The following is a 15,646-nucleotide window of genomic DNA, read 5'->3' on the forward strand; positions in this document are numbered from 1 at the left end:
CGATGAAGGCACTTTGCGACGAGCGGTTTCGGGCGTAGCTTCAAGAACAGGAGTCTGCGCCATGCCGGATCGACAAGCAGGTTATCGAACGCCCGCCCGCATGTTCCATTGGGGGATCGCTATCGCGGTGCTGCTGATGATCCCTGCGGGATTGACCATGACACGCGAAGGACTGCCCCGCGGGCTTCAGGATGCCTTGTTCCTGTTTCACAAGAACCTTGGCGTGCTGTTGGTCCCGTTCATCCTTGCCCGTCTGATCTATCGAACCATCCATCCCCCGCCGCCTTTGCCCGAGACAATGCCGCAATGGCAAATTCGGGTTGCACGTATCTCGCACGCGCTGCTTTACGCCTTGCTGATCGTCATGCCGCTGAGCGGCTTCACCCGTGTTCGCGCAGGCGGCTTTCCGGTCGAATTGCTTGATCGGTTAGGCTTCGGGCCATGGATCGCAAAATCCGAGACCTTAGCGGCTGCCGCCCAAGCCCTGCATTTCCTTGCCGCATATCTGCTGATCGCTTTGCTGGCGTTGCACGTCGCCGCCGCGCTGCACCATGCCCTGATCCGGCGCGACGAGGTCTGGACCAGAATGTGGCCACCTCGACAAGGTTAACGAAGCGTTCAATGCGGGATATGCCAATCCTCGCCCACCAGTTTTATAAGCTTCGTCAAATCGTTGATGGTGACGTTAGCGCCGTGGACGTGGACGCCATCCTCTGCCAGTGATTTGAACGCGCGGGACAGACTTTCGGGGGTCATACCCAGATATGATGCCAGTATTCGTTTCTCCTGCTCGATGACAATCTCGGTCGCATGGCCGTGTTTTTCCGAAACATCAAGGATATAGGCCGCGAGCCGCTCGCGCGCGCGGCGCAATTTCAGCCCTTTGGCATGATCGACCATCTGGCGATAGCCCATCGCCAACTGCCGGTTTGCAGCGACCGCAAAATCGGGATCTATCCTGAAAATCTCGCGCACGTCTTGCGAGGGAATGAGAACCAGCCTGCTTCGGGACAAGGTCCGCGCCGACATCAGAAGTGTCATATCCAACATGCAGGCAGCAAGAATGAAGCTGCTGACGGGACGAACGACCGCCATTGTGGCCTCGCGTTCACGCCAATCCGCAGAAAGAACGACCGTGCCTTCGATCAGGACATGAAGGAAATCGGCCTTACCACCTTGCTGGAACAGCTGTAAATGCTCTGGAAACTCCTGATCATAGGCTCCTCGCATCATTCGGTCGAAGTTTTCCGGCTTCATATCCTGAAACAAAGCCAGGCCCTTGATGTCGGTCAGATCCTTGTCGCGCACGGAATGTTTCAAGTCCCTTTTTCAGATGGCGGAATCATGTTCCAGAATCGCCCCGAGTGGATTGACTTATATCAAATCATCACCCGCGATTTGGTCAAAAGCCAGCACAACTTTTCCACAAGAAACCAGACCGTATTGGTAAGTTATTGAGTTATCTTATTAAAAACTCCAAGAACCCGTCTGTTTCTTGATTCAAATCAAACGAAACGGCGGCCGGGCATGTTCGTAAAGTCCCGAAGCCTTGCGTGAGCGAGGCAACAGGAGCAGCCAACATGTCGCAAAACATAGGGGCGTCCGCGACTGAACAGCAAAAGGCATTGTGGCTCAGTACCACCGCTTTCACGCTGTGTTTTGCCGTATGGACGATATTTTCAATCATCGGCCTGTCGATCAAGGATCAACTGGGCCTTTCCGAGTTTCAGTACGGTCTTCTGATCGCAACGCCGATCCTGAGCGGTGCGTTGACCCGACTGATCCTGGGTGTCTGGACCGAGCGTTACGGTGGCCGTCTGGTTTTCTCGCTGCAGATGGTCCTGACCGGCATCGCGACCTGGGTTCTGACCTGGGCTGACAGCTATCCTACATTCCTGATCGCCGCATTGGGCGTCGGTCTGGCCGGTGGATCGTTCATCATCGGTGTTGCCTATGTCTCGAAATGGTTCCCTGCCGAACGGCAAGGGACCGCCTTGGGCATTTTCGGCATGGGCAACGTTGGCGCGGCAGTGACCAAGTTCCTTGCCCCGTTCATCCTTGTCGCATGGGGATGGGAGGCCGTGGCCCATATCTGGGCGGGCGTCATCGCGCTGATGGGCGTGATATTCTACCTTGTCGCGCGCGATGATCCGGCCTTCGTCACACGCAAGCAGCAAGGCATCAAATCGCCCTCTCTGGCCGAACAGTTCGCGCCGCTGAAAAACCTGCAGGTCTGGCGCTTCGGGCTGTATTACTTCTTCGTCTTCGGTGGCTTTGTCGCCCTTGCCCTGTGGCTGCCTCACTATCTGACCGCAGTCTACGGCGTGGACATCCGCGTCGCCGGTCTGTGCGCCGCCGCGTTCAGCTTCTCGGCCTCGGTGTTCCGCGCCTATGGCGGGGTGCTGTCGGACCGTTTCGGTGCGCGTTCGGTCATGTACTGGACCTTCGGCTTCTCGGCGCTGCTGCTGATCATGCTGGCCTATCCGCCGGCGGATTACACCATCCGCAGCATGCATGGACCGATCAGCTTCTCGACCGAAATGGATCTGGTGCCCTTCGTGGTCACGGTCTTTGCGCTTGGCTTCTTCATGAGCCTCGGCAAGGCCGCGATCTTCAAACACATCCCCGTCTACTATCCGAACCATGTCGGTTCCGTTGGCGGCCTTGTCGGCATGATCGGCGGGCTGGGCGGTTTCATCCTGCCCATCGTCTTCGGCGCATTGCTGGACCTGACGGGTATCTACACATCCTGCTTCGCCCTGCTGCTGCTCGTGGTCGTGGTCTCGGCGCTTTGGATGCATTTCTCGATCCGTCATATGGAGCGCAACGCCGCGAACATGGACAAACTTCCCAGTTTCCCCGAACTTTCGAAGGTTCACGACCCCGAACTGACCGTCATGCCGCGCGTGCTGGATAACTGGCAGCCCGAGGATCCCCAATTCTGGGCCTCGAAAGGCCGCAAGATTGCCCGTCGCAATCTTTGGACATCGATTCCCGCTCTGCTGCTGGCCTTCTCGATCTGGATGGTCTGGTCGGTCGTGATCGCGCGCCTGCCCTCGATCGGCTTCAACTTCAGCCAGGACCAGCTGTTCTGGCTAGCCGCGCTACCCGCCTTGTCGGGTGCAACCTTGCGGATCTTTTACAGCTTCATGGTGCCGATCTTTGGCGGCAGGCTGTGGACGACACTGTCGACCGCCTCGCTGCTGATTCCGGCGCTTGGCATCGGCTATGCCGTGCAAAACCCGCAGACACCTTACATCATCTTCGTGGCGCTTGCCCTGCTTTGCGGGCTGGGTGGCGGCAACTTCGCCTCGTCCATGGCCAATATCAGCTTCTTCTTCCCGAAAGCCGAAAAGGGCAACGCTCTGGCACTGAATGCGGGGCTTGGCAACCTTGGCGTCTCGGTCATGCAATTCGTCGTGCCGATGGTCATCACCGCAGGCGTGTTCGGCGTCATGGGTGGTGCTCCGCAGGAACTGAGCGATGGCGGCAAGTTGTGGATGCAGAATGCCGGCTTCATCTGGGTTCCGTTCATCCTTGTCGCGACCATCGCTGCATGGATCGGCATGAACGATATCGCCGACGCTAAATCCAGCTTCCGCGAACAGGCCGTGATCTTCAGCCGCAAGCACAACTGGATCATGTGCCTGCTTTATGTCGGCACCTTCGGCAGCTTTATCGGCTTCTCGGCGGGCTTCCCGCTGCTGAGCAAGCTGTCCTTCCCCGAGGTCAACGCCCTGCAATACGTCTTCCTCGGTCCGTTGGTAGGCGCACTTAGCCGCGCCGGTACCGGCTGGTTGTCGGACCGCATGGGCGGTGGACGCGTCACCTTCTGGGTCTTTGCCGGAATGATCGTCAGCGTTCTGGTGGTGATCTTCTCGCTGAAAGCTCTGACCTTCTGGGGCTTCTTCGCAGGTTTCATGGCGCTGTTCTTCTTTACCGGAGTGGGCAACGCCTCGACCAACCAGATGATCCCCGTGATCATGGGCAAGGAAATCAAACGCCTGATGCCCGAACTGAGCGCCGACGAACGCCGCCGCCAGTCCGACCGTGAATCCGCCGCCATCATCGCCTTTACCAGCGCGGTCGGCGCCTATGGCGGGTTCTTCATTCCCAAGGCTTACGGCAGCTCAATCGCCATGACCGGCTCGGCCGTGGGTGCGCTTTGGGCATTCCTTGTCTTCTACGTGATCTGCCTTGTCGTGACCTGGGCTGTCTACAGCCGTCGCGGTGGCCTTTTGTACGATACCGAACGTGGTCTGACGTCGACGCTGACGCCTGAACACGCCTGAAATTCAAAGGAGAAAGCAGTATGAGCCATCTTCTGGATCGCCTGAACTTCCTGTCGACCACCCGGCAAAACACCTTCTCGGACGGCCATGGTCAAACCACCACCGAGAACCGCGCCTGGGAGGACACCTATCGCTCGCGTTGGCGGCACGACAAGATCGTGCGCTCGACCCATGGCGTGAACTGCACCGGTTCCTGCTCGTGGAAGATCTATGTCAAATCCGGTATCGTCACTTGGGAAACCCAGCAGACCGACTATCCGCGGACCCGCTCGGACCTTCCGAACCACGAACCGCGCGGCTGCGCCCGTGGTGCGTCATATAGCTGGTATCTTTACAGCGCGAACCGTGTGAAGAACCCGCTGATCCGTGGCCGCCTGATGAAACTGTGGCGCGCAAAACGCGCCTTCATGTCGCCCGTCGCCGCATGGGAGGCGATCCAGAACGATCCCGCCGCGCGCGAAAGCTATACCCGCATCCGTGGCAAGGGCGGCTTTGTCCGTGCCACATGGGACGAAGCGACCGAGATCGTCGCCGCAGCCAACGCCTATACCGCAAAGAAATACGGTCCCGACCGCGTCTTCGGCTTCTCGCCGATCCCCGCCATGTCCATGGTGTCCTATGCCGCAGGCACGCGCTACCTGTCGCTGCTGGGCGGAACCTGCATGTCGTTCTACGACTGGTATTGCGATCTGCCACCCGCCTCGCCGCAGGTCTGGGGCGAGCAGACCGACGTGCCGGAATCCGCAGACTGGTACAATGCGGGCTATCTCATGCTTTGGGGTTCGAACGTGCCGCAGACGCGCACGCCCGACGCCCACTTCTATACCGAGGCCCGCTATAAAGGCACCAAATCCGCCGTCATCTGCCCAGACTATTCCGAGGCCGCCAAATTCGGCGACATCTGGCTGAACGTCAAACAGGGTACGGATGCGGCGCTTGGCATGGCCTTCGGTCATATCATCCTGCGCGAATTCCATCTGGATCGCCAGGTTCCCTATTTCGAGGATTACTGCCGCAAATACAGCGACATGCCGATGCTGGTCCGCTTGGACAAGCAAGACGGTCGTCTGGTTCCGGGGCGCCAGTTGCGCGCAGCCGATCTGGCCGGAGCCTTGGGCCAAGCCGCCAATCCCGAATGGAAAACCGTCGCCATCGACGAAAATACCGATGAACTGGTCGTCCCGAACGGCTCGATCGGGTTCCGCTGGGCTGACGAAAAAGGCGCATGGAACCTGCAGGAAAAAGCCGGCGACGCCGATGTCAGCCTGAAAATGAGCCTGATCCTTGACGAGGATCGCGACGACATCGCCGCCGTGGACTTTCCCTTCTTCGGCGGAGCGGCCACGAACGGCTTCGAGGTCGATGGTCGCGGCGATGTCCTGACCCGCAATGTTCCGGTCAAGAAACTGACTCTTGCCGATGGCAGCGAGGCGCTGGTCGCCACGGTCTTCGACCTGATGTGCGCCAATTACAGCCTCGACCGCGGTCTGGGCGGCGAGCATGTCGCCAAGGACTATGATGCCGACGTGCCCTTCACCCCCGCTTGGGCCGAGCGCATCACCGGCGTCCGCCGCGACAAGATCATTCAGGTCGCCCGCGAATTTGCCGACAATGCCGAGAAAACCAATGGTCGGTCGATGATCATCATCGGCGCTGCGATGAACCACTGGTTCCACATGGACATGAACTATCGCGCCGCGATCAACATGCTGGTCATGTGCGGCTGCGTGGGTCAGTCGGGTGGCGGCTGGTCGCACTATGTCGGTCAGGAAAAACTGCGCCCGCAAACCGGCTGGACGCCTTTGGCCTTTGCGCTGGACTGGCAGCGCCCGCCGCGCCACATGAATGCGACCAGCGCATGGTACGCCCATACCGACCAATGGCGTTACGAGACCGTTTCTTCGGAAGAACTGCTGGCCTCTACCGCCCCCAAGGGCGACTGGAACAAGCTCAGCCTGATCGACTACAACATCCGCGCCGAACGGATGGGCTGGCTGCCCTCGGCCCCGCAGCTAAAAACCAACCCGCTGCAAATCGGCCGCGCCGCCCGCGAGGCAGGCGTTCCGGTCAAGGATTACGTCGCCGAGCGGCTGAAATCCGGCGAGCTGGAAATGTCCTGCGTCGATCCCGATGCACCGGAAAACTGGCCGCGGAACCTGTTCGTCTGGCGCTCGAACCTGCTCGGGTCGTCGGGCAAGGGCCACGAGTATTTCCTCAAGCACCTGCTGGGCACCGACCACGGCGTTCTGGGCAAGGATCTGGGCGAGGAAGGCCGCCAGAAGCCACATGATGCCGTCTGGCATGATGACGCGCCCGAAGGGAAACTCGACCTTCTGGTGACCATCGACTTCCGGATGTCCACCACGGCTGTCTATGCCGATATCGTTCTGCCGACCGCGTCCTGGTACGAAAAGGACGACATGAACACCTCGGACATGCATCCGTTCATCCACCCGCTGCAGGCGGCGGTCGATCCGGCCTATGAGTCGAAGTCGGACTGGGAAATCTTCAAGGCGATTGCCAAGAAATTCTCGGATATCGCCCCCGAAGTGCTGGGCGAGGAAATCGACGTCGTACAGCTTCCGTTGCAGCATGACAGCAAAAGCGAAATCGCCCAACCCATCGTTCGCGACTGGAAACTGGGCGAGTGCGACCTGATCCCCGGCGAAACCGCGCCCGCCTATATCGAAGTCGCGCGTGATTACCCGAACCTTTACAAACGCTTCACCGCACTTGGCCCGCTGATGGAGAAGGTCGGGAATGGCGGCAAAGGCATCGCTTGGGACACCAAGACCGAGGTGCATCACCTACAGGCCCTGAACGGCAAGGTCACGGACGAAGGCCAGACCAAAGGTTTGGCGAAAATCGATACCGCCATCGACGCCGCCGAGGTCATCTTGATGCTCGCCCCCGAAACCAACGGTGAAGTCGCCGTGAAAGCGTGGGAAGCGCTGGGGAACTTCACCGGTCTTGACCACAAGCACTTGGCCGAGGTGAAGGAAGACGAGAAAATCCGCTTCCGCGACATCGCTGCCCAGCCGCGCAAGATCATCTCGTCCCCGACATGGTCGGGCATTGAAAGCGAAGAGGTCTGCTACAATGCCGGCTGGACCAACGTCCATGAACTGATCCCGTGGCGCACCCTGACCGGACGGCAATCGCTGTATCAGGACCATGAATGGATGCGCGCTTTTGGCGAGGGCTTTGTCACATGGCGCCCGCCACTGGACCTGAAAACGGTCGGGGCCGAAGCACGCAAGTCACTTGGCGCAAGCGAAAAGCACGTCGTACTGAACTTCATCACGCCGCACCAGAAATGGGGCATCCACTCGACCTATTCCGACAACCTGCACATGCTGACGCTGAATCGCGGCGGGCCGGTGGTCTGGATTTCGGAAGTGGACGCCAAAAAGGCGGATCTGGTCGACAACGACTGGATCGAGGTCTTCAACACGAATGGCGTCATCACCGCCCGCGTCGTGGTCAGCCAAAGGATGAAAGAAGGCACAGCCTTCATGTATCACGCTCAGGAAAAGATCGTGAACACGCCCGGCAGCCAGATCACAAATCTGCGCGGCGGCATCCACAACTCGGTCACACGGGTCGTGCTGAAGCCCACCCATATGATCGGCGGCTACGCCCAGCTTTCCTACGGCTTCAACTATTACGGCACGGTCGGTGCGAACCGAGACGAGTTCGTCATCGTGCGCAAGATGAACAAGGTCGACTGGCTGGACGGCCCCTTGAAAGACGATACCGCAACCCAAGCTCCGGAGGCAGCGGAATGAAAGTACGTGCGCAAATCGGCATGGTGCTGAACCTCGATAAATGCATCGGGTGTCACACTTGCTCGGTCACCTGCAAGAACGTCTGGACCTCGCGCGAGGGCGTTGAATATGCGTGGTTCAACAATGTCGAAACCAAACCGGGCATCGGCTATCCCAAGGATTGGGAAAACCAGAAGCGCTGGAACGGCGGCTGGACCCGCACCAAAGCGGGCCATCTGCGCCCGAAACAGGGCGGCAAATGGCGGATCTTGGCGAATATCTTTGCCAACCCCGACCTGCCCGAGATCGACGATTTCTACGAGCCCTTCACGTTTGACTACGATCACCTGAAATCCGCGCCGGAATCGCAGGCCTTCCCGACCGCGCGTCCGCGTTCGCTGATCTCGGGCGAGCGGATGGAAAAGATCGAATGGGGTCCGAACTGGGAGGAAATCCTGGGCGGCGAGTTCGAGAAACGCTCCAAGGACTACAACTTCGACGGCATCCAGAAAGACATCTACGGGGAATATGAAAACACCTTCATGATGTATCTGCCGAGGCTGTGCGAGCATTGCCTCAACCCTGCCTGCGTGGCGTCCTGCCCCTCGGGCGCGATCTACAAACGCGAGGATGACGGCGTCGTCCTGATCGATCAGGAAAAATGCCGTGGCTGGCGCATGTGCGTATCCGGCTGCCCCTACAAGAAGATCTATTACAACTGGTCTTCGGGTAAGTCCGAGAAATGCACCTTGTGCTATCCGCGTCTGGAATCCGGTATGCCGACCGTCTGCTCGGAAACCTGCGTGGGCCGCATCCGCTATCTTGGGGTGATGCTTTACGACGCCGACAAGATCTCGGAAGCGGCTTCGACTGAAAGCGAAATGGACCTGTATGACGCGCAGCTGGGCGTCTTCCTTGACCCGAACGACCCCGAGGTGATCGCGGCCGCCCGCGCCGAGGGCATCCCCGAGGACTGGATCAAGGGCGCGCGGAACTCTCCGATCTGGAAGATGGCGATGGAATGGAAGATCGCCTTCCCGCTGCATCCCGAATACCGCACCCTGCCGATGGTCTGGTACGTGCCGCCGCTATCGCCGATCCAGAACGCTGCCGAGGCGGGCAAGATCTCGGCTCTGGACGACATGCCCGACGTGCGCAGCCTGCGCATCCCGCTGCGCTATCTCGCCAATATGCTGACCGCAGGCGACGAGGCTCCGGTGGCAACAGCACTGGAACGGATGCTGGCGATGCGCAGCTACATGCGCTCGAAATCGGTCGATGGCGTGGTCAATCTTGGCATCGCCGAGCGCGTCGGCATGACGCCTTTGCAGATCGACGAGATGTACCAACTGATGGCCATCGCGAATTACGAGGACCGCTTCGTCATTCCGACGACGCACCGCGAACTGGTCGAGGATGCCTACGACCTGCGCGGCGGCTGCGGCTTCACCGACGGAAACGGCTGCTCGTCGGGCAGCAATGGCGGCTCGCTGTTCGGCGGCAAGAAATTCCGCAGCCCGCAGGAGTTCATCGCATCATGAAAACCCTCAAGGCACTTTCCGCGCTGCTGAGCTATCCCAGCGAGGATCTGATCGAAGCCGTGCCGGAAATCCGGAAAGTTCTGGTCGATGAGGGGCTGCTTGGCCCCCAACGACTGACCGATCTGGCCCCGTTGCTGAACGAGCTTGGCTCGAATGACCTGTACGATCTGCAGGAGCGCTATGTCTTGCTGTTCGACCGCACCCGTACGCTGTCGCTGAACCTGTTCGAGCATATCCACGGCGAGAACCGCGACCGCGGCAGCGCGATGGTCGATCTGCTGGAAACCTATCGGGCCGGTGGCTACGATCTGGACAGCAGCGAATTGCCCGACCATCTGCCGGTGCTGCTGGAATTCCTTTCGACCCGCCCGCTGCCCGAGGCCCGCGAGATGCTGGTCGATGCGGGACATATCATCGCCGCTTTGGCCGAGCGTCTGGGCAAACGTGACAGTTCGTATACCGCAGTCATGACCACGTTGATGGCCTTGGCCGCAATCGACGGCGATGTTCCGGCCGAACTGGCGGATGTCCCCGACGAAGACCCCGAGGATCTGGAGGCGCTCGACGCCGTCTGGGAAGAGGCCGAAGTCACGTTCGGCCCGGACCCGAATGCCGGCTGCCCCGTCAGCCGCGATATCCTAGCCAAGATGGACCCGCGCTCGGTCGCGGCCCGTCCGGCGGAATGAACAGGAGGTTCAGATGAACAACTTACTTTTCGGCATCTACCCCTATATCGCCATCACGATCATGATTTTGGGCTCGATTGTCCGCTATGAGCGTGATCCCTTTACATGGAAATCGAAATCCAGCCAGCTTCTGCGCAAGAAGCAGTTCGTCATCGGCTCGATCCTGTTCCATGTCGGCGTTCTGGTCATTCTAGGCGGGCATCTGGTCGGGCTTTTGACCCCGATCGCCTTCTTTGACGCGCTTGGAATCAGCCACGGCGCGAAACAGGTTCTGGCCATGACGGCCGGCGGCATTGCCGGTCTGATGGCGCTGGCCGGTGGTGCGATCCTGCTGCACCGTCGCCTGACCGACCCCCGCATCCGCGCGAACTCGACGCTGGCCGATACCGGTATTCTGGTACTGCTGCTAGCCCAACTGGTGCTGGGGCTGCTGACGATCCTCGTTTCTATGCAGCATCTTGACGGGCACGAGATGACCAAGCTGATGAATTGGGCCCAAAGCATCGTCTATCTGCGTGCCGGTGCCGCCGAACACATCGCCGATGTCAACATCCTGTTCAAACTGCATATCTTCCTGGGCCTGACGATCTTCGTCCTGTTCCCGTTCACGCGGCTCGTGCACATGATCTCGGCTCCGGTGCGTTACCTGTGGCGTCCGGGTTACCAGATCGTCCGCACCAAACGCCACGGGTCGGAGTAGGCGTCATGGAGATCAAACCCCTTCTGCCCCCTGTCACGGTGAATGGTGTCACTCTGGACCCCGGTCGCATCGCGGACGAGGCCCAGAACCACCCTGCCCCGCACGGCAAACCGGGTCACGCCTGGAAATCGGCCGCGCGCGCCTTGGCGGTCCGCGAACTGCTTCTGCAACAGGCCAAGGCCGCCAAGCTTGATGCCGATCCGACCGAGATCGCACCTGGCCAATGGGAAACCGAGGATGAGGCGATGATCCGGCAATTGCTGGATCAGACGCTGACGCCAGCCGCTGCCGATGAAACGGAAATGCGCGCGATCTATGACGCACATCCCGAGCGCTTCTGTGCGCCGTCCCTGTTCGAGGCCGCGCATATCCTGTTCCCCGCGGCTCCGGACGACAAAGAGGCCCGAGCATTGGCCCGCAAGGTTGCCGTCGACGTTCTGACGCAAGTCACCGCCGACCCGCGTCGTTTTGCCGGTCTGGCATTGAAGCACAGCGCCTGCCCGTCGAAATCCAATGGCGGGGTACTGGGACAGCTCAGCTCGGGCGATACGGTCCCCGAATTCGAAGCCACCTTGGCCTCGATGGAGGAAGGCCAGTTTTCGCTATGCGAGTCGCGCTATGGCATCCACATCATCCGTCTTGACGCGCGCGCGAATGGCGCGATCCTGCCCTTTGAAACCGTGCTGCCGCAGCTTGCCGAAGCGCATGACAAGGCCGCATGGTTGCGGGCCAGCCGGGACTATGTTGACGGGCTGGTCAGCGCGGCGGATATCTCGGGGATCGACCTCAAACCTTAAGGAGCAAGCAAGATGCAGATCGCCTATGTCAGCCTGCCGGGTCGCGGCGCGAACGACCGCTTTCTGGCCGCCATTGCGTCCGAACTGCAGGCCAAGGGCTTGCGTCTTGCCGGAACCGTGCAAACAAACATCGAGCGCGCCGATCGGGCGCGCTGCGACATGGACATTCTGGTCCTACCCGATGGCCCGATCCTGCGCATCAGCGAGGATCGCGGCGATCTGGCGCGAGGTTGTCGGCTTGACGCCGGTGCGCTTGAAGACGCGGTGGTTGGCGTCACCCGCGCTCTGCCCTCGGCGGACCTGCTGATCGTGAACAAATTCGGCAAGCAAGAGGCAGAGGGGCGCGGTCTGACCCCGACCATCGCCAACGCATTGGAATGCGGCATTCCGGTGATCTTGGGCGTGAATGGCCTGAACCTGCCTGCATTCGAGGAATTCGCCGGCGGATTGGCACAAGCCCTGCCCGCGGACGCGACCACGGTTCTGGAATGGTGCCTATCCCATGGCCGACGGAACGCGGCCTAATCCGGGATAAGACGCAGTCTGCGCGATAGACCGTAAATCATGATGATCTCTGGATAAATCAACACTTACTTTAATTGCAACGCATCGAGTTTGCGCGATGTTACCTCCTGCGAAACACCGCAGTTCGGGACAGCAAATTCAGATCCGACGGAATTTCTTAGGTCCATCACGCGACCCCATCGGCTCAATTGCAACATCGCATCCGGAATTGTCGGGATTGGCGACCCAGACGGGCAAAATTCTTGCCCGCAGCCTGCGCGGACAGCATTCTTCGCGCAACGTTTCCCAAAGCAGAGCCTCAAATGAGACTTCCGTCTACCGGTTCCCTCAAGGTCGCTATCCTTGCTTTTGCAATTGCGCTGACCGGCTGTAGCCGCGCTCCGGAAATCGTCGGGGTCGAAAACCCCACGGTCCCGACCGAGGCCGTGCCACAGATCAAACGCCATAAAATGTTCATCGCAACGACGCGACAGGCATCCGAAGTCGTGGGCACGCTATTTTCCGCCGAACGCGCCCCTGAACTCGGGCTGGCTTCGGTCGTGGCGACGGTTCCCCCGAACCATGTCGTCGGAAATCTGGAACGGCCCCAGAAGTTACCCCCCGACCCACGGACCGAATTTTCGGTCGTCGATCCGACGATTTATCGCAGCAACGCATCCTATATCGCCGCGATCAACAGCGAACTGGCCAAACGTCCGCCGGGACAGCGCAAGCTTCTGCTGTTCGTTCACGGCTACAACAACAATGTCAGCGACTCGGTGCTAAGACTTGCCCAGTTCGTCGAAGATACGAACTATCAAGGCGTTCCGGTGTTGTTGACATGGGCCTCGGCGGCCAATCCGGTGCGCTATGTCTATGACATGAACAGTGCGCTGATTGCCCGTGGAAAGCTGAAGGAAATCTCGAACCTGCTTGTCAGCACCAATGTCGAAAGCGTTGATATTTTTGCGCATTCCATGGGAACGCTTTTGACCATGGAGGGCCTGGTCGATGCACAAAAGTCTGGAACCTTGGGCTCGCGGCGGACGATCAACAATATCATTCTCGCCTCGCCCGACATCGATATCGACCTGTTCAGAACGCAGATCGAGCAGCTGCCGCCGAATGTCCGCTCCAAGATCTACCTGCTGGTTTCGCGTGATGACCGGGCGCTGCTGACCTCGCGTCGCATCGCCGGTGGCGTTCCGCGCGTCGGGGCCGCCAATGCGAGCGAACTTGAAGGGATGGGCGTCACCGTGATCGACCTGTCCGCCATCGAGGATTCAAGTTCGGGCAGCCATTCCAAGTTCGCAGGCTCGCCTGAGGTGGTCCAGTTGATCGGTGCCGGATTGAACCGCGCGGGTGGACTTGAGCAGGGCGGTCGCACCCCTGCGCTGCAGCAGCTTCTGCAAAACGTCCCGATCCTGATTACGGACTGAAAACACCTGTAAAATCTTTGTTTCCGTGGCATCATCGCTTCGAACGCTCAGGGAAGGAGTGATGATGCCGAAACCGATCCGGTCCGCCGTAAGCCTTGCCTTTCTATCGCTTCTAGCATCAGCCGGATCCGCCATCGCCGATTGCCCATCGGATCAGGTCATGGCGGATCTGGCAAAAAACATCCTGACGGCGACCCCCGTCACGGCTCCGACTGTCGCTACGCCCGAGGACGCACTCTGCGCGCAAGACAAGCTTGTGCAGATTCTCGCTCAGGAATGGGGCGCACCATCAGGATACAAGGCCGGTCTGACCAGCAAGCCGGCGCAGGATGCGTTCCAAGCCTCGGGGCCGGTACGAGGTGTGCTATATGCTGACATGATGCTTGAAAGCGGAGCCAAGTTGCCCGCCCAATTTGCCGCTCTGCCCCGCTTCGAGTCCGATCTGATCCTTGTCGTCGCCGATCCGGCGATCAATGAGGCAAAAACACCAGCCGAGGTCTTGGCCCACCTATCTGCAATCCATCCCTTTATCGAACTGCCTGATCTGGTCGTCAGCGACCCCAAGACATTGACCCCTTTGAGCATTACCGCCATCAATGTCGGCGCGCGGATGGGGGTTCTGGGCGATGCCATCCCTGTGCAGGGCAGCGACCTGTCCCCTGATGTGCTTGCGCAAATGCAGGTATCGGTTTCGGACGAAAGCGGACAGAAATTGGCGAATGCGCCCGGCGCGGCGGTTCTGGGCAATCCCCTGAACGCGGTCTTGTGGCTGCGTGATTCAGGAGTCCGGTTCAAACAGGGAGATCTGGTCAGCGTCGGGTCATTCGGGCCTTTGCTGGTACCGAAAGCGGGACAAACTGTCACGGTCCGCTACACGGGACTGCCCAAAGATCCGACGATCAGCGTGAGTTTCGAATAGGCCTATGTCAGCCATACCGCACCGGTCAACATCCGGCGCAGGACAGCGGATTGTCCTTTGACCCCCATCCGCGCATAGACCTGTTTCGAGCAACTGCGTGTCGTTTCCAGTGTCCATCCCAGATCCAATGCAGCGTCTTGCAGGCTGGCTCCATCGCATAACAGGATCGCCAGCCGCGCCTCGCTGCGGCTGAGATCGAATGCGGTCGCGACCTGTTCGACCGAAAGGGAACGCGCGGATATTCCATGCCGGATCAAGCCCAGCAAAACCCGCTCACCTGCAACCTCCTTCGGCATAAGCGCAATCTCGATCGCCGGATCGCGCGAGATTTCCACGGGGCGGATCAGTCCGTTCCCTGCCTGAGCGGCCGCAACTGCGCGACGGAATGACTGCGCGACCCCCCCTTCGCGAAATTCGAGCCAACCATTCGGCCGCTGCTGGACTGTTGGTGAATTATCCAACCATTCCCGCGTGTTGTCGGCCATATCAATCACGTTTCCGGCGGGTGTGAACATGATCCAGCCCCCACCCAAGCGGCCCGAGACCTGTCGGTCAAGCGCCGCACGCGCACGCTCGTGATCCAGCGCGAACCAGTTCGCCAATGCCTGCCCCAGATAAGGGCCAAGACCGGAAAGCTTGACGCCATCGACCGCGCGAAAGTCCTGCCCCCCCCTTTGCACTGCCAGCACCGCAAAACCGATTGCCCCGACCGAACATTTCAGCACGCGCATCGGCAATCGACCGTCGTGTCCGGGCATGTCGATCTGGGCATAGACCCGATCAAACCGCATTTGCCGCATCTGTGCCAGCTCCGGCAGTCTCAGGCGGCCATGCTGCCATGAAAGCCCGCGCCCGACATCCAGTTCCAAGTGCAGCGCCGCCGACTCGGCCCGAAGTTGATGCGCCAGCAGCCCGAGGAAGTCCGGCCATAGATCCGGTATCAAAGCCTCGTTCCCGCGTGACCGGGAAAATCCGGTCGCCGCGGCAAAGAGGGATTGCAC

The 15,646-nt window shown here is 59.9% G+C and carries 12 protein-coding genes; 10 read left to right on the forward strand and 2 right to left on the reverse strand.

Translation table 11 applies throughout. The features are described from left to right. Positions 1-61 precede the first annotated feature (61 nt). Positions 62-610, forward strand: coding sequence for a cytochrome b (locus GL286_RS03765; RefSeq protein WP_155094180.1), 549 nt, complete (start codon positions 62-64; stop codon positions 608-610). A gap of 8 nt (positions 611-618) precedes the next feature. Here GL286_RS03765 and GL286_RS03770 read toward each other — a convergent pair whose 3' ends face one another. Further along, positions 619-1,320 carry a helix-turn-helix domain-containing protein gene (locus GL286_RS03770; RefSeq protein ID WP_246184813.1) on the reverse strand — a complete coding sequence of 234 codons (702 nt, stop codon included), beginning with the start codon at positions 1,318-1,320 and terminating at the stop codon, positions 619-621. A gap of 260 nt (positions 1,321-1,580) precedes the next feature. Between GL286_RS03770 and GL286_RS03775 the strand changes: the two genes are divergently transcribed. From GL286_RS03775 to GL286_RS03815, 9 genes are all read left to right on the forward strand, one after another. Beyond that, complete coding sequence (locus GL286_RS03775; RefSeq protein ID WP_155094181.1) at positions 1,581-4,292, forward strand: nitrate/nitrite transporter; 2,712 nt, start codon at positions 1,581-1,583, stop codon at positions 4,290-4,292. A gap of 20 nt (positions 4,293-4,312) precedes the next feature. Beyond that, complete coding sequence (locus GL286_RS03780) at positions 4,313-8,080, forward strand: nitrate reductase subunit alpha (RefSeq protein ID WP_155094182.1); 3,768 nt, start codon at positions 4,313-4,315, stop codon at positions 8,078-8,080. Beyond that, the gene (gene narH, locus GL286_RS03785) at positions 8,077-9,600 is read left to right on the forward strand and encodes a nitrate reductase subunit beta (RefSeq protein ID WP_155094183.1); all 1,524 of its coding nucleotides are present in this window, start codon (positions 8,077-8,079) and stop codon (positions 9,598-9,600) included. Before GL286_RS03780 ends, narH begins: the two co-directional genes overlap by 4 nt. Next, positions 9,597-10,286: a nitrate reductase molybdenum cofactor assembly chaperone gene (narJ, locus tag GL286_RS03790; RefSeq protein WP_155094184.1), complete on the forward strand. Its 690-nt coding sequence runs from the start codon at positions 9,597-9,599 to the stop codon at positions 10,284-10,286. The genes narH and narJ overlap by 4 nt, the downstream gene beginning before the upstream one ends. A gap of 13 nt (positions 10,287-10,299) precedes the next feature. Beyond that, a complete protein-coding gene (gene narI, locus GL286_RS03795; RefSeq protein WP_155094185.1) occupies positions 10,300-10,986 on the forward strand; it encodes a respiratory nitrate reductase subunit gamma in 687 nt (228 codons plus the stop codon). A gap of 5 nt (positions 10,987-10,991) precedes the next feature. After that, on the forward strand, positions 10,992-11,783 hold the full coding sequence (locus GL286_RS03800) for a peptidylprolyl isomerase (RefSeq protein ID WP_155094186.1): 792 nt from the start codon (positions 10,992-10,994) through the stop codon (positions 11,781-11,783). A gap of 12 nt (positions 11,784-11,795) precedes the next feature. Continuing rightward, positions 11,796-12,308 (forward strand): DUF2478 domain-containing protein, encoded by a 513-nt coding sequence (locus tag GL286_RS03805; RefSeq protein ID WP_155094187.1) that lies wholly within the window; start codon positions 11,796-11,798, stop codon positions 12,306-12,308. Positions 12,309-12,610: 302 nt separating this feature from the next. Continuing rightward, a complete protein-coding gene (locus tag GL286_RS03810) occupies positions 12,611-13,726 on the forward strand; it encodes an alpha/beta hydrolase (RefSeq protein ID WP_155094188.1) in 1,116 nt (371 codons plus the stop codon). A gap of 64 nt (positions 13,727-13,790) precedes the next feature. Further along, complete coding sequence (locus GL286_RS03815) at positions 13,791-14,645, forward strand: 2-keto-4-pentenoate hydratase (protein WP_155094189.1); 855 nt, start codon at positions 13,791-13,793, stop codon at positions 14,643-14,645. A 2-nt stretch (positions 14,646-14,647) separates the two neighbouring features. Here GL286_RS03815 and GL286_RS03820 read toward each other — a convergent pair whose 3' ends face one another. Continuing rightward, on the reverse strand, positions 14,648-15,589 hold the full coding sequence (locus GL286_RS03820; RefSeq protein WP_155094190.1) for a helix-turn-helix transcriptional regulator: 942 nt from the start codon (positions 15,587-15,589) through the stop codon (positions 14,648-14,650). Positions 15,590-15,646: the final 57 nt, after the last annotated feature.

The organism is Paracoccus aestuariivivens, assembly GCF_009711225.1.
Classification (GTDB): Bacteria; Pseudomonadota; Alphaproteobacteria; order Rhodobacterales; family Rhodobacteraceae; genus Paracoccus; species Paracoccus aestuariivivens.